Raw genomic sequence first — 17,596 nt, forward strand, 5'->3', positions numbered from 1 at the left:
TCTGAACAGCACGTTCCGCTGTGCGAACGTGCCGTCGCTACGAAAGGCACACACCACTCGTGACCCCCTCGACCACCGTCGCCGCGGCGCCCACCGTGTCATTTACGGACCTGGGCCTGCCCGCCGTGCTCGTGCAGGCACTGCGGCGCGACGGCATCGAGGCACCGTTCCCCATTCAGGCCGCAACGGTGCCGGACGCCCTGGCGGGCAAGGATGTGCTCGGCCGCGGCCCGACCGGATCCGGCAAGACCCTCGCCTTCGGATTGCCCATGCTGGCCCGGCTCGCCGGCGCCGCCTCGCAGCCGGGCCGCCCGCGCGGCCTGGTCCTGGTGCCCACCCGCGAACTGGCCGCGCAGATCGAACGCTCGCTCGACGCACCGGCGCTGGCGCTCGGCCTGCGGGTCGCCTCGGTCGTCGGCGGCGCGCCGATCAAGCGCCAGGCCGACCGCCTGGCCCGCGGCGTCGATCTGCTCATCGCCACCCCCGGCCGCCTCGCCGACCTGGTGCTGCAGCGCTCCGCCTCGCTGGCCGACGTGCGGATCACCGCGCTCGACGAGGCCGACCACATGGCCGACATGGGCTTCCTGCCGCAGGTCACCAAGCTGCTCGATCAGACCCCGAAAGACGGTCAGCGCCTGCTGTTCTCGGCGACGCTCGACGGCGAGGTGGACAAGCTCGTCAAGCGCTACCTGAACTCCCCCGTCACCCATTCGACCGCACCGCCCGCCGCGTCGGTCGCGACGATGACCCACCACCTGCTGTTCGTCCGGGACAAGATCGCCAAGCGCGGTGTCGCCGCCGAGATCGCCGCGCGTGACGGCCTGACCATCATGTTCGTCCGCACCAAGCACGGCGCGGACCGGCTGGCCAAGCAGCTGCGCGGTGTCGGCATCCCGGCGGGCGCGCTGCACGGCGGCAAGGCGCAGAACAACCGCACCCGCACGCTCGCGGCCTTCGCCGACGGTTCGGTGCCGGTGCTGGTCACCACCGACGTGGCCGCGCGCGGTATCCACGTGGACGGCATTTCCCTTGTGGTGCATGTCGATCCGCCCGCCGAGTCGAAGGCCTACCTGCACCGCGCGGGCCGTACCGCGCGCGCGGGCGAGGACGGCGTTGTCGTCACGCTGGTCATGGACGAGGAACGGCGCGACGTCGAATCGATGACCCGCAAGGCGGGCGTCGAGGTCAAGGGCATCGCGGTGCGTCCCGGCGACCGCACCCTGATCGCGATCACCGGCGCCCGCCAGCCCTCCGGCATTCCGGTCGCGGCGCCGACGCCGCCCAAGCAGGTTGCGGCCGAGGGCGGTTCGGGCACCGGACGACGCCGTTCCGGCGCCGCTGGCCGCCGTTCCGGCGCGGCCGACACCGAGGCCCGTCCGGCGCGTGCCGGACGCTCAGCGGGCGGCACAGGGCGCGGCGCGGGCCGCCGGAGTGCCGGTGCCGCCAAGGGATTCGGCGACGACGGCACGACCGGACGGACCACCGGCGCCCGCGCCGATGGCTCCGGCAAGAACCGTTCCGGTGCGGGGTCCGCTGCCGGTCGCGGCGACAGCGCGGCCAGATCCGGCGCGGCGGGTCGCGGTGGACGTGGCGCGGCCGCGCCCAAGATCGGCGCGGGTCGCGGCGCCGCGGCGACCGGCGGGAGCCGCACCGCCGCCGGCGGATTCGTGGGTACCGGTGCCCGATCCGGCGGCAGCGGCACGGGCGACACGCCCGGCAAGGCCCGGCGACGCGCCGTGCGCCCGCAGCACGCGCCGAGCACCCGCAACCACGGGGCAAATTAGCGATCGGACCGGGCATCCGCGGGTCGCCGCCGCTTACGCACTGCTCGTCGCGCTGTTGTCCGCTGTGCAGCGGTCACGCGGCCGAGCGGGCAGCGGCGGCGGCGCCCGCGCGGGAATCGCGACGCGCGGAGCCCGACACGCCCGGTAGACACGCTGTGAGGTTCGTCTCCACCGGATGCCGCGGAATTGCGCACCACCACCGGGACTTGGTTATCATCGGTTAAGTGCAGTTTCTCCCTGGCCATCAGCCGCCGTATGACCTGACCTACGACGACATCTTCCTCGTCCCCAACCGGACCGATGTCGCCTCCAGGTTCGATGTCGACCTCTCCACCGTCGACGGCACCGGCACCACCATTCCCATCGTCGTGGCCAACATGACCGCGGTCGCGGGACGTCGCATGGCCGAGACCGTCGCCCGTCGCGGCGGCATCGTCGTATTGCCGCAGGATCTGCCGATCAGCGCGGCCGCAGACACCATCGCCTTCGTCAAGAGCCGCTCGCTCACCGCCGATACGCCCGTCACCCTCGACCCGGAGCGTTCGGTCTCCGAGGCCGTCGCCCTGATGCACAAGCGTGCGCACGGCGCGGTCGTGGTGGTCGACGCGGGCCGCCCGGTCGGCGTCGTCACCGAGGCCTCGTGCACCGATGTCGACCGCTTCGCCCGACTGCGTGACGTCGCGATCACCGACTTCGCGCAGGCCCCGGTCAGCACCTCGCCGCGCGAGATCTTCGAACTGCTCGACCGCGCGCACGCGCACCTCGCGGTGCTCACCGCCGCCGACGGCACCCTGGCCGGCGTGATGACCCGCACCGGCGCCGTGCGCGCCGGCATCTACCAGCCCGCCGTCGACGAGCGCGACCAGTTGCGGGTCGCCGCCGCGGTCGGCATCAACGGCGACGTGGTCGCCAAGGCCAAGGCCCTGGCCGACGCGGGCGCCGACGTGCTGGTGATGGACACCGCACACGGCCACCAGGCCAAGATGCTCGAATCCCTCAGCGCCGTGCGCGATCTCGGCCTCGGCGTGCCGCTGGTAGCGGGCAACGTGGTCTCCGCGCAGGGCACCCGCGACCTGGCCGCCGCGGGCGCCGACATCATCAAGGTCGGTGTCGGACCCGGCGCCATGTGCACCACCAGGATGATGACCGGCGTCGGCCGCCCGCAGTTCTCCGCAGTCGCCGAATGTGCCGCCGCCGCAAAGGAACTCGGCGTGCACATCTGGGCCGACGGCGGCGTGCGGCACCCCCGCGACGTCGCGCTCGCGCTGGCCGCGGGCGCGTCCAACGTGATGATCGGCTCCTGGTTCGCCGGCACCTACGAATCCCCCGGCGACCTGCGCGTCGACCGCGACGGCAATGCCTACAAGGAAAGCTTCGGCATGGCCTCCAAGCGTGCCGTCGCGGCCCGCACCGCCTCCGACAGCGGCTTCGACCGGGCCCGCAAAGCCCTGTTCGAGGAAGGCATTTCGAGCTCGCGCATGCGGCTGGACCCCGAGCGCCCCGGCGTCGAGGACCTCATCGACCACATCTGCTCCGGCGTGCGCAGCGCCTGCACCTACGCGGGTGCGCGCAGCCTCGCCGAGCTGCACGACAAGGCGGTGCTCGGCGTGCAGTCGGCCGCCGGCTTCGCCGAGGGACGGCCGCTGCCCAGCGGTTGGTGAGCACCGTCCACTGATCCACCTACCCGGCACGGCGTCCGACACGCTCGTGCCGGGACACCCACCGGCCCACGCGTTCGCTCGTGTGGGCCGGTAACATGGGGTTGCCGGCTCCCGGCAGCACATCACCGGCTTCGCGAAAGGATCCAGTTGTCACCCGCGTCCAAGGGCGCAGCACAGGAGGGCTCCTCTACCGAGCCGGGTGACAAACCCGGCGTCCTCCTACTCCCCAGCGTCCTCCGAGTTCGAGCCCCATTCCCGAGCGGCGGGTTTCCGGCCCTCAGGTGGTGCCGGCGATGACCGTCGCATTCACCGTGCTCAGCTTGCTCGGCTTCATCGCGCTCACCGCAGGCACCGCGCTGTTCGTGGCCGCCGAATTCTCCCTCACCGCCCTGGAACGCAGCACCGTCGAGGCGCACGCGCGCGAGGGTGACGTCCGGGCCAGGATGGTTCGCCAGGCGCATCGCACCCTGTCGTTCCAGTTGTCCGGCGCCCAGCTCGGCATCACGATCACCACGCTGATCACCGGCTATATCGCCGAGCCCGTGCTCGCGCGACTGCTCGATCCGGTGTTCACCGGCCTCGGGCTCAGCGACGGCGCCGCCGCCGGTGTCTCGCTCGCGCTCGCGCTGGTGCTGGCCACCTCGCTGTCGATGATCTACGGCGAGCTGGTGCCCAAGAACATCGCCATCTCCAAACCGCTGGCCACCGCGCGCGTCACCGCCGCGCCCATGGTCGCGTTCTCCGTGGTGTTCAAGTGGCTGATCCATTTCCTCAACAACACCGCCAACTGGGTGGTGCGCCGCTTCGGCGTCGAACCCGCCGAAGAATTGCGTTCCGCGCGTTCCCCGCAGGAGCTCGGCTCGCTGGTGCGCACCTCCGCGCTGCGCGGCGCGCTGGATTCGCGCACGGCACAGGTCATCGACCGGTCGCTGCAGTTCGGTGCGCGCAGCGCCGAGGAACTGATGACGCCGCGGGTGAAGATCGAGTCGCTGGACAAGCTCGACACCATCGCCGACCTGATCGAGGCCGCGGGCCGCACCGGCTATTCGCGTTTCCCGGTGATCGACGGCGACCTCGACAACACCCTCGGCGTGGTGCACATCAAGCAGGCGTTCACCCATCCCGCGGGCGTGCGCCGCACCATCCCCCTGCAGATGCTCGCCCATCCGGTGCCGATCGTGCCCGCGAGCCTGGACGGCGACGAGGTGCTCGAGCGGATCCGGGCCGACGGCATGCAGGTCGCGCTGGTCGTCGACGAATACGGCGGCACCGCGGGCATCGTCACCATGGAGGACATCATCGAGGAGATCCTCGGTGACGTGCGCGACGAGCACGACGAGGAAGAGCTCGACGTGCGCCGCGTCTCCGACGGCTGGGACTGCTCGGGCCTGCTGCGCATCGACGAGGTGTCCAGGGCCACCGGCTACGACGCGCCGGAGGGCGAATACGAGACGCTCGGCGGCCTGGTGCTCACCCGCCTCGGCCGCATCCCGGAACCGGGCGACGAGGTGCTGCTGCCGAATCCCCGTTCCCAGCAATGGTCTTCAGAGGATTCCCCGGCCTCCGGCGGCTGGATCGCCCGGGTAGAACGGATGGACGGCCGCCGCATCGACCGGGTCCGGTTGATCCCGGTCGCCCCGGACGAACTCGCGCTGCGGCGCTTCCAGCACCAGGAGCCGAACCCGGACGAGTCCGGCACGGCGGCCGATCGCGAACAGGAGCACAGTCATGGGTGACCTGTTCGGTGTGGCCCTCACCGTGGTGCTGCTGGCAGGCAACGCCTTCTTCGTCGCGGCCGAGTTCGCGCTGATCTCGGCGCGCCGGGACCGGCTGGAGGCACTGGCCGCGCAGGGAAAGCGCAACGCCGACACCGTGATTCGCGCGGGCGAGAACCTGTCGATGATGCTCGCCGCCGCCCAGCTCGGCATCACCATCTGCTCGATCCTGCTCGGCCGGGTGGGCGAACCCGCGGTGGCGCATCTGTTGCAGGGACCGTTCGAGTTCCTCGGCTTGCCCGAACAGCTGCTGCACCCGGTGGCATTCGCCGTCGCGCTCGCCATCGTGGTGATCCTGCACATCCTGTTCGGCGAGATGATCCCGAAGAACATCGCCCTGGCGGGCCCGGAACGCAGTGCGCTGCTGCTGGTTCCGGTGCACCTGCTGTGGTTGCGGCTGGCGCGTCCGCTCATCGCGTTCTACAACCTCGCCGCGAACCTGACGCTGCGCATGGTCCGGATCGAGCCCAAGGACGAACTCGACGCCACCGTCTCCTCGGTCGAGCTGGCCGAGATGATCGGCGAATCCCGTTCCGAGGGACTGCTCGACGAGGAGGAGCACCGCAGGCTCACCCAGGCGCTCGGCACCAGCGACCGCGTCGTCGCCGACGTGATGGTCGCGCTCGACACCACTCGCACGGTGCCGTTGCGCGGCAACGGAACCACGCTCGGCGACATCGAATCCGCCGTCGCCGAAACCGGATTCTCCCGCTATCCGGTACAGGCAGGCGACGGTTCGCTGGTCGGCTATCTGCACGTCAAGGACGTGCTGGACAAGGTCGCCGACGAGACGGCGGGCCCGGAAACGCCCATCCCCCGCACCGACATCCGACCGCTGCCGACCGTCAGCATGCACACGCCGCTGTACGAGGCGCTGGCCCGGTTGCGGCGCACCAACAGCCACCTCGGTCGCGTCGTGGACACCCGCGGCAATACCACGGGCATCGTGGCGCTGGAGGACCTGGTGGAGGAGTTCGTCGGCACCGTCCGCGACGGGACGCACCGGATCATCGAATGAGCGCGGCCACCACCACGGTGCTCACCGAGCCGCAGTGGCGGGCGGAGGCCGCCACGCACCTCGACCGGCTCGACGCGCTCGTCGGCCCGTATCTCGAACGGCGCGCCGCCGGTTCGACGCATCCGGTGATCGACTTCCTGTTCACCTACTACGGGCACAAACCCGCGCAGTTGCGCCGCTGGCATCCCGGCTTCGGCGTCGCGCTCACAGGCGCCAGTGAATACGACGGCGCGCGCGGCTATCACCGGGTCGACGGGGTGTACACCGCCGACCCCGCGTACCTCACGCGCCGTCGCGACACCCTCGAGTTCATCGCGAAGTTGTTGCGCGCCACCGCGGCTCGCCCCACTCAGCTGTCCTGCTTCGGGCTGCACGAGTGGGCGATGGTCTACCGCACCGACGACATCCGCCACCAGCAGGTGCCGCTGCGCCTCGGCCGCTCCGGCACCGACGCGGTGGTCGAATCGATGTCGCTGCGCTGCACCCACTATGACGCGTTCCGCTTCTTCACCCCCGAGGCGATCGGCCGCAACGCCGAACCGCTCACCCGCGCCGACCAGGTGCTGCGCGAACAGCCTGGCTGCCTGCACGCGAACATGGACCTCTACAAGTGGAGTTTCAAGCTCGCCCCGCTGGTCTCGTCCCGGCTGATGCTGGACTGCTTCGAACTGGCCTGCGCCGCGCGCGAACTCGACATGCGAGCCAGCCCCTACGATCTGTCCGACTACGGGTACACGCCGGTGCGCATCGAGACGGCGGCCGGACGCGCGGAATATGTCAGAACGCAGTCGGCACTGGCCGAACGCTCCGGCGAGTTGCGCGGGATTCTGCTGACGGCGTGCGAGCGGCTGCTGAGCCAGGAATCGCGGCTGACCAGCGACTGAACGCCCAGCACAGCGCGCGATCAGGAACCGCGCGCCGGTCGGCAGTGCCAATTTCGGCCGAACCCTTCCTTAAGTTAACAGTAGTTACTACTATTCAGTCAGTTCGACGACTGTCCCAGTCAGTTTGGGGCGGTCGGGTAAACCTGCTGAAGCTTGGGGAGTTCGACGATGCGCTCACTGGCACGCCTGCGCGACACGAAGCCGATGGTCCTGGTCATGGTCGGCCTCGCGGCCGCGCTCATGGTGCCGAGCAGTGCTTCGGCCGACCTACAGTCCGATATCCAGAACGCCGTGCAGGAGTTCCTCGACGTCGGCCGCACCGCCGTACCACGCGCCGAGTGCGGACCGGGCGCCGCGCCGGAGAACGGCATGCAGGGCGATGTCACCGCCGCCGACCGAGACAGTGGACGCAGCACCCAGGGCTATCGCTGCAACATGTCCTTCGTCGGCGGCTTCGCCGGGCGCGGCGCAGGCATTACCTCGACCAGCTTCGAGCACTGCGCCTACATGGGCTCCTTCTTCCCCGGCGACCTGATCAGCGAGGGTCGCGGCGTCCAGGTGCTCGACGTCTCCGATCCGGCGAACCCCCGCCCCACCGGCACGCTGACCGAACCCGCCATGCTGGCGGGCACTTGGGAGAGCCTGAAGGTCAACACCGCACGAAAGCTGCTGGTGGGCACCGGCGTTCCGGTCGGCACCGGCGTCGGCTACCTCTCGGTCTACGACATCTCCGACTGCGCGCACCCACGCCTGCTCAACCCGGGCCCCGGCACGAACATGCTGATGCCGCTGCCCATCACGACCCACGAGGGCGGCTTCTCCCCCGACGGCAACACCTACTGGGCCTCCGGCATCGCCCCCGGCTTCGTCAGCGCGGTCGACCTGACCGATCCGGCGAACCCGCGGGTCATCTGGCAGGGACTCACCGGCATCGAGGCGCACGGCTTCGGGATCAGCGCCGATGGCAATCGGATGTACCTGTCCGCGCTCGGCGGCTTCACCGTGCTCGACATCAGCGCCGTGCAACGCCGCGACCCGAACCCGCAGGTACACCACATCGGGCGGGTGTTCTGGACCGACGGCTGGGCCACCCAGCACAGCGTCCCGGTGACCTATGACGGCAAGCCCTATCTCTACACCGTCGACGAGGGCGGTTCCGGCGGTGTGAAACTCATCGATATCTCCGACGACACCGCACCCAAGGTCGCCGCGAAGATCAAGCTGGAGATCAACCTGCCGCAAAACCAAGATGCCAATATCGGTTCGTCCATGGGCGGTTCGGCCTTCGCCTACGAATCGCACTACTGCGCCGCCGACCGCAGGGACAATCCGACCGCGCTCGCCTGCGGCTGGATCTCCTCTGGTATCCGCGTTTTCGATATCCGCGACCCGCGCGCCATCCGCGAGATCGCCTACTACAACCCGCCCGCCCGCACCGGACAGAACCTCAGCCTCTGGAACTCGCCGCACGCGCTGGCCTCGATCATCGGTGTGCCGCTGATGAATACGCCGAGCGCGGCACGCGCCGTGCTGGAAGGGCAGTTCAATCCGCTCGACGCGCTGACCCCGCGCACCGGCAAGCTGGCCTTCGGCGACGTGTCCACCGACTGGTGCTTCTCACCGCCGGAATGGCGTGGCTCGCAACTCTATGTCGCTTGCTCCGACAACGGATTCATGGTGTTGCAACTCGACAACGACGTGTATTCGCCGCCGGCGGACCAAGAATCGATCGTCGGGTCCTAGCCATGCCGCGTTGGATCCGCACTGCCGCCCTCGTCTCGGCCGTCTTCGCCCTGCTCGTGCTCGGCGCCGCCTTGCGTCCCCTGGCGCTGCCCGAGAAGCACACGGCGACACCGATTCTCAGCTCCGTGGAGATCGGCTTCAGCCAGGACATGACCGCCCACCACCAGCAGGCGCTGCTCATGGTGCAACGCCTCGACCCCGGCGTCGATCTCACGGTGCTGCGCCTGGCCCAGCAGCTCGACAGCACCCAGCGCCTCGAGCTCGGCACCATGCTCGGCTGGCTGCGGCTGGCGAACGCCGCGCCGCTGTCGCCACGGCCAATGGCGTGGATGCCTGCGGACGAGTCCGCGCCGCACCAGCATTCGATGCCGGTCGCGCAGGCCGAGCCGAAGGCGCCGCCCGGCACCGTCATGCCGGGCATGGCAACGACCGCAGAGCTCGACGCCCTCGCCGCCGCCCGCGGCCGTGACGCCGAAATCCTGTTCCTGCAATTGATGTATCGCCACCACCGCGGCGGTATCGCGATGGCGCAGGCGGCCGACCAGCTGATCGCCGCGGGCCCGGTGAAGGAAACCGCGCGATCGATGATCCATGCGCAAGCCCAGGAGACCGGGCTGATGGGGATGCTGCTCACTGAGCGTGGCGCAGCTCCCCTGCCCTGATCGGTAGATCCGGCTCATCGCCCCTGCAGCGACTTGACGTTGTCACCGAAGGTCCAGCCGCGCGAACCGTCCCAGTTGAGCGACCAGGTCATCAAGCCCTTCAGGCTGTTCGCCGCGCCGGTACCGTAGTGGTTCCACGCCTGAGCCACCAGGCCCGGTGACATGTAGCCGCCACCCGCACCGGGTTGCGCGGGCAAACCGGGGACCTGCTTGTCGTACGGCACCTTGATGGTGGTGCCCTGAATCGTCAAACCGTTGGCCAGACAATCGGTTTGCGCGACAAAGCCCTGCACCGTCCCGGCCTGATACGAGTCGCCGGAGCAGCCGTACATGCTGCCGTTGTAATACTGCATGTTCAACCACCACAGGCGGCCGTTGTCCGCGTACTTCTTGATGATCGGCAGGTAGGCGCCCCAGATCGAGCCGTACGTGACGCTCCCCCCGGTGACATACGCCGTCTCGGGCGCCATGGTCAGACCGAAGCCCGCCGGCATCTGCGCCAGCACGCCGTCGATGATCCGGATCAGGTTCGACTGCGAGGCCGAGAGGGTCTTGATGTTGCCGGAGCCAGTGAGTCCCGTCTCCAGGTCGATGTCGATGCCGTCGAAGTTGTACCGCTTCAGGATCGGCACGATCGTCGCGACGAATCGGTCCGCGACCGCACTCGAACTCAGGTCGATGCCCGCCGCCGCGCCGCCGATGGACATCAGAATGGTCGCACCCGCGGCTTTGGCCTCACACATCTGCGCGGGCGTCGCCACCTTCACGGTGCTGTCCATGCCGTCTTCCCAGCGAGCCGTGCCGTTGGACTCGATCACCGGGAACGCCGCGTTGATCACGTTGTGGCCGTGCGCCGCGATGCGCGCATCGGTGATCGGAATCCAGCCCATCCCCGGGTGCACACCGTTGGACGCGCCGTCCCAGTTCTCCCAATACCCTTGCAGCACTTTTCCGGTCGGCTTCGGCTTGGTCGCACACGTGTCTCCCTGCGCCGCGTGCGCCCCCGGCACGACCCCGACGACCAGCGCGCCCACCACGCCCGCGACCGTCACCAAACTCCGCACCAATATCGAGCGCCGCCCCCCACCCGGGCCATTTGTCCTTTTCATAACCAAGTAGAACCACAGCACCGAGATCAAACTCGACCGTCACCAACTGGGGACCGATCCTTTTCTCCCCGACCGCCTCCTGAACTGCCACGGCGGCGCACCCGAAGGCGCGATGGGGAGATCGAATGCCCCACCCGGCCCTCGAGCGAACGAGTCCACTCGGCCGTCCTTGCTGTTTTTGGACCGTGGCTGGTTGTGGACTTCGAGAAACACCGGGTCAATACATAGCTAGATGCGCATATCGCAGTAAAAGTATGCTTCTGGCGATCTAATCGCCCTCGGCACCGGCGTCCTCGACGCGTCCGGTCAGGCGGCGGGCGAAGGTCGGATCCGCCGGGCAGGTCACCGCGAGGTCGTACCAACCGTCCTCGGTGGGCCAGTCGAGGGATTTCGTGGTGCCCGCGGGCAGGGTCACCTCGTGGGCGGTCGTGCCGAAACGGCGCGGCGTCACGACGAGCGCGACCTGCTCTCCCCCGCCGTTGGCCAGATCCAGTGCTAGCCGGCCGCGCCGGATCAGCTGGCGCACAACGATATCGGCGGCGGCACCCGCGGTATTGCCGCGCAGTTCGTGCCAGAAACGATTCGGGCCTTGCACCACGATGTCGTAATCGCCCGTGACCGTGCACAATTCGGTGATCTCGTCGACGACATCGTGGTGCACGGGGAAACCGGTCGCATCGGCGTAGTCGTAGACGGCGAAGTGAGCCGGACGCGCGCCGCTGTTGCGCAGGGTGAGCGCGAGTCGGGTCGGCGAGCGCAGCACCGCCGACACGGTGGGCTGATAGGGCAACGCCCGCGCCGGGCGAGCGCCGGGCTCCTGCGCCGGAACCGACTGCGCGGGTGGCGGATCCGGCATCCATCGCGGTACCGGCGCGGGCACCGGCCCCGGACGACGCAGACGAGGCGGCCTTCCTGCGACGTGGAAGTCGAACGCCGAGGTCAAGTCGCCGCAGACAGTGCGCCGCCAGTCGCTGATATTCGGCTCGGCCACACCGGTCCAGGCTTCCAGGAAACGCAGCACCGAGGTGTGGTCGAACACCTCGGAATCCACGAAACCACCGATGCTCCACGGCGATACCACCACCATCGGCACCCGCGGCCCGAGCCCGATCGCCTGCCCCTGGTACCAGTCGTCGCCTTCGCCGTGCGCGGGTCGCGGCGGCACAGGCGGCGGCACATGGTCGAAGAAGCCGTCGTTCTCGTCGAAGTTGATGAACAGTGCGGTCTTCGACCAGGTCTCGGTGTCCGCGGCGATGATGTCGAGCAGCTCGTAGATCAGGTTCGCGCTGACCACCGGGGTCGAACCGGACGGATGTTCGCTCAGCGCCTGCGGCGGCACCAGCCACGTCACGGCGGGCAGCGCGCCCGCCGTGACGTCGGCGCGGAAGCGTTGCAGCAGCGTCCCCGGCGCGCTGCGGTACATGGCACGGTCGAACAGACTGCGCTGCCCTGCGTCCAGGCCGTCGAGTGCCGCGTCGAGCTGGGCGAGCAGGCGCTGCCGATCTGCCTCGGGCAGCGTGAGCAACGCGGTGTAGAGCTGTTCGGTCGTCCGGTAGCCGCCGTCGACCTGCGCGAGCACCCGCGCGCCGATCCGCTTGAACGGCGCGAAATACTCGACCGGGTTGTCGGTGAAGTTGTCCCATTCCTGGTAGATCTGCCAGGACACGCCCGCGGCCTGCAACCGTTGCGGATAGGTGGTCCATTCGTAGCCGGGATGGTCCACCTCGTAGGCGTCGTTGGCCACGGCGCGATTTCGCGTTCCCGGCTCGAATCCGGTGGTGCCGGTGAAGAAGTAGTTCCGGTTCGGGTTGGTGCCGCCGAACATCGAGCAGTGGTAGGCGTCGCAAATGGTGAAGGTCTCGGCCAGTTCGTACTGAAGGGGAATGTCGCGCCGCTCGTAATAGGTCATCGTGGCAGGCGTTTTGGCGGGAACCCAGTTGTCGTACCAGCCCTGAGCCCACGCCGCGGTACTGCCGTGCCACTCGTGGTTCAGCGCGTCGAGGTACTGGATGTCGCTGTCCGGACGGCCCGCCCGCGCCGCCGCTTCGCGCAGCGAGAACGGCAGCACCTCCGCGGCCGGTGCGGGCGGCTGCCCCGGCGGCACCGGCCACGGTTGCCGGAAGACCGATCGCCCGTCGCGCAACCGCAGCGGCGACTCGTCCCCGAAGCCGCGCACCCCGCGCAACGTCCCGTAGTAGTGGTCGAACGAGCGGTTCTCCTGCATCAGCAGCACCACGTGCTCGATCCCGGCGAGCCCGCCGCGCCGCATCGGCGCGGCCATCGCGCGGTGCAGCGCGGGCGGCAGCAGCGAGGCGGCCGCGCCCGCCGCCACGGAGCCGAACAGGTGTCGACGCGACATTGAGACCATCCCGCGGATGCTAGAGCCTGCGGTTTGCCGGGGCGTGAACAGACGAAACGCTACCGCGATCCCCGGCTGAGTCGGTCCAGGCGCGCAGCTTCTCCGGGTTACGGATCACCCAGATGCGCGTGATCCGCCGATCCTCGACGTCGAAGGCGTAGACCGAGACGATGGTGCCGGCGAGCAGCGCCACCAGCCCGGGTTGGCCGTTCACCGTGCGTTCGGTCAGCGTCACCTCGGGCGCGCCGCTCGGCGAGCACGGGCTGGGCATCGACGTGTCCGCGGCCCGGCTCCAGGGCTGAGCCTCCGGTGGGGCCGATGCCGAACGGCAAGCGGCCCACCGGCGTTCAGCCGCGGCCCGCGTTGCGCGCGGTGCCACGGTGCGCCGGTACCGTGGCGGGATCCTCCGGCCACGCGTGTTTGGGGTAGCGCCCGCGCAGGTCCGCGCGTACCTGCGGCCAACCGGTCCGCCAGAACGACGCCAGGTCCGCGGTGACCGCGACGGGGCGCTGCGCTGGCGAGAGCAGGTGCAGCACAAGGGGAACGCGCCCGCCGGCCAGGCGTGGCGCTTCGGCCCAGCCGAACACCTCCTGCACCTTCACCGCGAGCACCGGCGAGTCGGTCGCGTAGTCGAGGCGGGGACGGCTACCGGAGGGCACCGTCAGCCTTTCCGGCGCCAATTCGTCCAGCTGGGCGGCCTCCGGCCAGGGCAGTAGGCGACGCAAAGCCGCCCCGGCGTCCACCCGGGCCAGGTCGGCGCGGTTGCGGGCGGTGGCCAGTTCCGGTCCGAGCCAGAGATCGGCGGTGCCGAGCAACGACTGGTCGTCGACCGCGGGCCACGGCGCCCCGAGGGTGCGGTGCAAGAAGTCGAGGCGGTGCCGCAACGCGACCGCCTCGCCGTCCCACCGCAGCAGTTCCAGTCCGGTCGTGTGCAGTCCGTCGCGCACGGCGGCGGCGAGCAGTGCGCGGTCCGGATCGCGAATCGGCCGCTCCGACAATACGATCGCGCCGAGGCGCTCGGTCCGCCTGGACACCACGTCGCCGTCCGACCAGGCCACCTCGTCCACGGTGGTCACCAGGCTCGCCGCCGCGCGCCGCGCGAGCTGTTCGTCGGCCGCGGCCGCCAGCCGGATCTGCCCCTCGGACCGCCCCGGATCACGCGTCGCCACACCGACCGCCAGCCACTGAGCCTCCCCCACACCGGAACCGGGCGGCAACGTCACCGCGGTGCCGCCCGCCATGAGGTAGCTCGCCGAGCCAGGCGCGCGCCGACGCGCGAGGCGTTCCGGATAGGCCAGCGCCACAACGAATGCCGGATCGTCGCGACCGTCGGCCGCCGCGACCGCGCGGGTCAGTCGGTCGACCTCGCGCTGCCAGCGCCCCGGCCGCTCCCGGCGCAGCGCGCGCAGGCCCGACACGAGATCGACGCCGTCGAGCAGGGTGTCGTCGTCGAGAACGGTCACCACCTCCGCCGCCGCCCGCGCGCCGACCACGGGGGCGCCGTCGAGCAACGCGCGCGCCAATCGCGGATGCAAGCCGAGCTGCGCGATCTGCCGCCCACGGTCGGTGACCGTGCCGTCGTCGTGCACCGCGCCCAAGGCGCGCAACACTTCTCGGCCCGCGGCCAGCCCACCGGTCGGCGGCGCGTCCCACCACGCGAGGCCGTGTCCGTCGGCCGTGCCCCAGCACGCGAGCTCCAACGCCAACCGGGTGAGGTCCGCCGTGCGGATCTCCGGCTCCGGGTAGGCGGGCAGCGTGGCGTGCTCGTACTCCGGCCAGCAGCGCCACACCGCGCCGGGCGCCTCGCGGCCGGCGCGGCCCGCGCGCTGCTCGGCCACCGCCGCCGAAACCCGCACCGTCGCAAGCCCGGACAGCCCGCGACCGCGATCGATGCGCGGCACCCTGGCCAGGCCCGAATCCACCACCGCCCGCACGCCAGGCACGGTCAGACTCGATTCGGCCACCGCCGTGGCGAGCACCACGCGCCGCCGGGCGCCCGGCCGCAGCGCCGCGTCCTGCCCGGCCGTGGCGAGCCTGCCGTGCAACGGAACGACATCGATACCGCTCAGGTCAGCGAGAAGTGCTGTCGTCCGGCGGATCTCACCGGCCCCCGGCAGGAAGACCAGCACGTCCCCGTCGGTCGCGGCGAGCGCGGCCCTGGTCGCACGAGCCACGTGTGCTTCGACCCGCTCGCGCGGGGCCTGCGGCACGTACGTCGTGCGCACCGGGTGGGTCCGCCCCTCGACCCGCAGCACCGGCGCACCGCGGTCCGCGTCCAGCAGCGCGGAAAGCCGCTCGGCCGCAACGGTTGCCGAGGTGGCCAGCACCCGCAGGTCCGGTCGCAGCCCGGCCCTGGCGTCGAGCAGCAACGCCAGCAGCAGGTCCGCGTCGAGGTGCCGCTCGTGACACTCGTCGAGCAGCACCACGGCCACCCCGGACAACTCGGGATCACCCTGTAGCCGCCGCACGAGCAGGCCGGAGGTGACCACCTCGATCCTGGTGTCCGGCCCGACGCGACGCTCCCCGCGCACCGAGTAGCCGACGGTCTCGCCCACCCGCTCCCCGAGCAATGCCGCCATCCGCGCGGCCGCGGCGCGCGCGGCGATCCGGCGCGGCTCGGCCACCAGCACCCGGCCGGTCGCCGCCGCCAAGGCCAGCGGCACCAGAGTCGTCTTCCCCGTGCCCGGCGGTGCGACCAGCACAGCGGTCCCCCGCTGCGCCAGGGTGGCGACGAGCTGATCGAGAGTGGCGCGGACCGGTAGGTCGGGCAGTTCGGGCAGTTTCATCGGCAACCAGTCTGCCGTCGCCCGGTCGCCCGCGGACAACCACCCACCGTTCCGGTCGGCGGGATCAGGGCTCGATCAACCCGGCGCGGATGGCGTAACGGGTCAACGCCAGTCGGTCGCGCAAACCCAGCTTCTGCATCACGTTGGCCCGGTGCCGGTCCACGGTCTTCACGCTGATGAACAGGTCACCGGCGATCTCCCGGGACGAGAAGCCCTCGGCGACGAGTTTGACCACCTCTTCCTCGCGCGGTGTGAGCAGGCTGCGGGGCAGCGACTCCCCGTCGCGCGCGCGGTGCAGCCAGTCCCGGATCAGCGAGTTCACCGCGCCCGGATACAGGTATGACTCGCCGCGCAGGGTGGCCCGGCAGGCCTCGAGCAGATCGCGGTCGGCCACGGACTTCAGCACGTAGCCGGACGCGCCGACGCGCAGCGATTCGAAGAAGTACTGCTCGTTGTCATACATCGACAGCATCAGAATCCGCACCTGCGGATGATTGTTCGCGATCTCGCGCGCGGCCTGGATCCCGGTCAGCCGCGGCATCGCGATATCGAGGATCGCCAGATCCACCGGCGTCGCGGCGATCTGCTGGATCGCGTCGTAGCCGTTGGCCGCCTCGGCGACCACGGTGAGGTCGGGTTCGGCGTCGAGGATCAGCCGCAGACCCGAACGCACCAGGGCGTGGTCGTCGGCGAGCAAGACCCGGGCCGGTGCCGCGGTTGTCACGAGCTACCTCCTGAATCGTGGTGCGGGATGCGCACGCACACCTCGGTGCCGTGTCCCGGCGCCGAATCGATGGTCAGCGTGGCGTTCACGAGCAGGGCGCGTTCGCGCATGCCGCGAATGCCCGCGCCGTCCTCGACCACGCCGCCACGTCCATTGTCGCGAACCCGCAGCACCAGATTGTCCGAGCGCACGGACAAGCTCAACCGCACCGCGGTGGCCTCGGCGTGCCTGGCGATATTGGTCAGACTCTCCTGCGCGATGCGGTAGCAGACGAGCTCGACCTCCTCGGCGAGCCGGGGAAGATCGCGATCCACCTTGCGCGCCACGGTGATCCCCGCGGTGTTCGCGAACTCACCGCACAGCGCCGCGAGCGCGCTGGCCAGGCCCAGGTCGTCGAGCACGTCGGGGCGCAGCCGCCGGGCGATGTTGCGTACCTCGTCGAGGCACCCGCGCACGGTTTCCTGCGCGTCGTGCAAGACCTCGGCCACGTCGGTGGGCGAGCGATCGGCCGCGCGTTTCATCGAAAGCAGTGCGACGGTGAGGCTCTGGCCGATCTCGTCGTGCAGCTCCCTGGCGATCCTGCGGCGTTCCCCCTCCTGCGCCGCCAGCGCGGACGCGCTCGCCGCGGTGCGCTCGGTGGCCAGCCGGTCCACCATCGCGTTGAACGTATCGATCAGGTGCGACAGATCGCCGTTGCCGCGCTCGTCGAAGCGGCCGCTGCGCCGCAGCGGGTCCACCCGACGCATCGAGGCGATCAGCCCGTCGAGCGGCGCCAGGCTCGTCCGCAGCAGCAGCGCGTTCGCGGCCAGGATCACCGCGAGACCGATCAGCAACACCGGGATCTCGGTCAACCGCACCCGCGCGGACACCGTCGCGGGCGAGACCGCGAGCACCAGCGTGCCGAGCGTGAACACCGCGCCGTTGATCAGGAAGATGCGCCGGAACAGTGCCCGACCCGGCGTCCACGGTCGCCGCCGGAACAAGCCACCTGCACTGTCCGGTCGGTCCATCCCTCCAGTCTGTCCATGCGCGCGCGAGGTGTCCATGGGGTCGGCCACCCATTCCGCGCCATCTCGACTACATAGCCGCTA

12 protein-coding genes and 1 pseudogene are annotated in these 17,596 nt (G+C 70.2%); 7 read left to right on the forward strand and 6 right to left on the reverse strand.

Features of this window, described 5'->3' with window-relative positions; all coding sequences use genetic code 11:
* Nucleotides 1-59: 59 nt before the first annotated feature.
* From F5X71_RS18770 to F5X71_RS18800, 7 genes and pseudogenes are all read left to right on the forward strand, one after another.
* Nucleotides 60-1,442, forward strand: a pseudogene (locus F5X71_RS18770) (DEAD/DEAH box helicase); the annotation flags it as partial.
* A gap of 566 nt (nucleotides 1,443-2,008) precedes the next feature.
* Nucleotides 2,009-3,445, forward strand: coding sequence for a GuaB1 family IMP dehydrogenase-related protein (locus tag F5X71_RS18775; RefSeq protein ID WP_167463206.1), 1,437 nt, complete (start codon nucleotides 2,009-2,011; stop codon nucleotides 3,443-3,445).
* A 293-nt stretch (nucleotides 3,446-3,738) separates the two neighbouring features.
* Complete coding sequence (locus F5X71_RS18780; RefSeq protein WP_167463207.1) at nucleotides 3,739-5,181, forward strand: hemolysin family protein; 1,443 nt, start codon at nucleotides 3,739-3,741, stop codon at nucleotides 5,179-5,181.
* Entirely contained in the window at nucleotides 5,174-6,238 is a 1,065-nt protein-coding gene (locus tag F5X71_RS18785; protein WP_167463208.1) for a hemolysin family protein, read from the forward strand. Before F5X71_RS18780 ends, F5X71_RS18785 begins: the two co-directional genes overlap by 8 nt.
* A complete protein-coding gene (locus F5X71_RS18790; RefSeq protein ID WP_238815315.1) occupies nucleotides 6,235-7,122 on the forward strand; it encodes a 3-methyladenine DNA glycosylase in 888 nt (295 codons plus the stop codon). Before F5X71_RS18785 ends, F5X71_RS18790 begins: the two co-directional genes overlap by 4 nt.
* Before the next feature lie 168 nt (nucleotides 7,123-7,290).
* Nucleotides 7,291-8,865: an LVIVD repeat-containing protein gene (locus F5X71_RS18795; RefSeq protein ID WP_167463209.1), complete on the forward strand. Its 1,575-nt coding sequence runs from the start codon at nucleotides 7,291-7,293 to the stop codon at nucleotides 8,863-8,865.
* A gap of 2 nt (nucleotides 8,866-8,867) precedes the next feature.
* Nucleotides 8,868-9,527: a DUF305 domain-containing protein gene (locus tag F5X71_RS18800; protein ID WP_167463210.1), complete on the forward strand. Its 660-nt coding sequence runs from the start codon at nucleotides 8,868-8,870 to the stop codon at nucleotides 9,525-9,527.
* Between the two features lie 14 nt (nucleotides 9,528-9,541).
* On the opposite strand, the gene F5X71_RS18805 is transcribed toward F5X71_RS18800, so the two are convergent.
* The 6 genes from F5X71_RS18805 to F5X71_RS18830 all read right to left on the reverse strand — a co-directional run bounded on the left by F5X71_RS18805 (nucleotide 9,542) and on the right by F5X71_RS18830 (nucleotide 17,515).
* Nucleotides 9,542-10,579 (reverse strand): chitinase, encoded by a 1,038-nt coding sequence (locus F5X71_RS18805; protein WP_238815316.1) that lies wholly within the window; start codon nucleotides 10,577-10,579, stop codon nucleotides 9,542-9,544.
* Nucleotides 10,580-10,904: 325 nt separating this feature from the next.
* Nucleotides 10,905-12,995, reverse strand: a complete 2,091-nt coding sequence (locus F5X71_RS18810) for a phosphocholine-specific phospholipase C (protein WP_203218184.1) — start codon at nucleotides 12,993-12,995, stop codon at nucleotides 10,905-10,907.
* 19 nt (nucleotides 12,996-13,014) lie between these two features.
* Nucleotides 13,015-13,230, reverse strand: coding sequence for a hypothetical protein (locus F5X71_RS18815; RefSeq protein ID WP_238815317.1), 216 nt, complete (start codon nucleotides 13,228-13,230; stop codon nucleotides 13,015-13,017).
* A gap of 112 nt (nucleotides 13,231-13,342) precedes the next feature.
* On the reverse strand, nucleotides 13,343-15,781 hold the full coding sequence (gene hrpB, locus F5X71_RS18820) for an ATP-dependent helicase HrpB (RefSeq protein WP_174817096.1): 2,439 nt from the start codon (nucleotides 15,779-15,781) through the stop codon (nucleotides 13,343-13,345).
* Between the two features lie 64 nt (nucleotides 15,782-15,845).
* A complete protein-coding gene (locus F5X71_RS18825; RefSeq protein WP_167463213.1) occupies nucleotides 15,846-16,505 on the reverse strand; it encodes a response regulator in 660 nt (219 codons plus the stop codon).
* A complete protein-coding gene (locus F5X71_RS18830; protein ID WP_167463214.1) occupies nucleotides 16,502-17,515 on the reverse strand; it encodes a sensor histidine kinase in 1,014 nt (337 codons plus the stop codon). Before F5X71_RS18830 ends, F5X71_RS18825 begins: the two co-directional genes overlap by 4 nt.
* Nucleotides 17,516-17,596: the final 81 nt, after the last annotated feature.

Source organism: Nocardia brasiliensis (genome assembly GCF_011801125.1).
Lineage (GTDB): Bacteria > Actinomycetota > Actinomycetes > Mycobacteriales > Mycobacteriaceae > Nocardia > Nocardia brasiliensis_C.

Bases quoted from the DNA above. Each gene is read 5' to 3' on its own strand.
- F5X71_RS18780 (WP_167463207.1), top strand. From the start codon at position 3,739: ATGACCGTCGCATTCACCGTGCTCAGCTTGCTCGGCTTCATCGCGCTC.
- F5X71_RS18785 (WP_167463208.1), top strand. From the start codon at position 5,174: ATGGGTGACCTGTTCGGTGTGGCCCTCACCGTGGTGCTGCTGGCAGGC.
- F5X71_RS18790 (WP_238815315.1), top strand. From the start codon at position 6,235: ATGAGCGCGGCCACCACCACGGTGCTCACCGAGCCGCAGTGGCGGGCG.
- F5X71_RS18795 (WP_167463209.1), top strand. From the start codon at position 7,291: ATGCGCTCACTGGCACGCCTGCGCGACACGAAGCCGATGGTCCTGGTC.
- F5X71_RS18800 (WP_167463210.1), top strand. From the start codon at position 8,868: ATGCCGCGTTGGATCCGCACTGCCGCCCTCGTCTCGGCCGTCTTCGCC.
- F5X71_RS18810 (WP_203218184.1), bottom strand. From the start codon at position 12,995: ATGTCGCGTCGACACCTGTTCGGCTCCGTGGCGGCGGGCGCGGCCGCC.
- hrpB (WP_174817096.1), bottom strand. From the start codon at position 15,781: ATGAAACTGCCCGAACTGCCCGACCTACCGGTCCGCGCCACTCTCGAT.
- F5X71_RS18830 (WP_167463214.1), bottom strand. From the start codon at position 17,515: ATGGACCGACCGGACAGTGCAGGTGGCTTGTTCCGGCGGCGACCGTGG.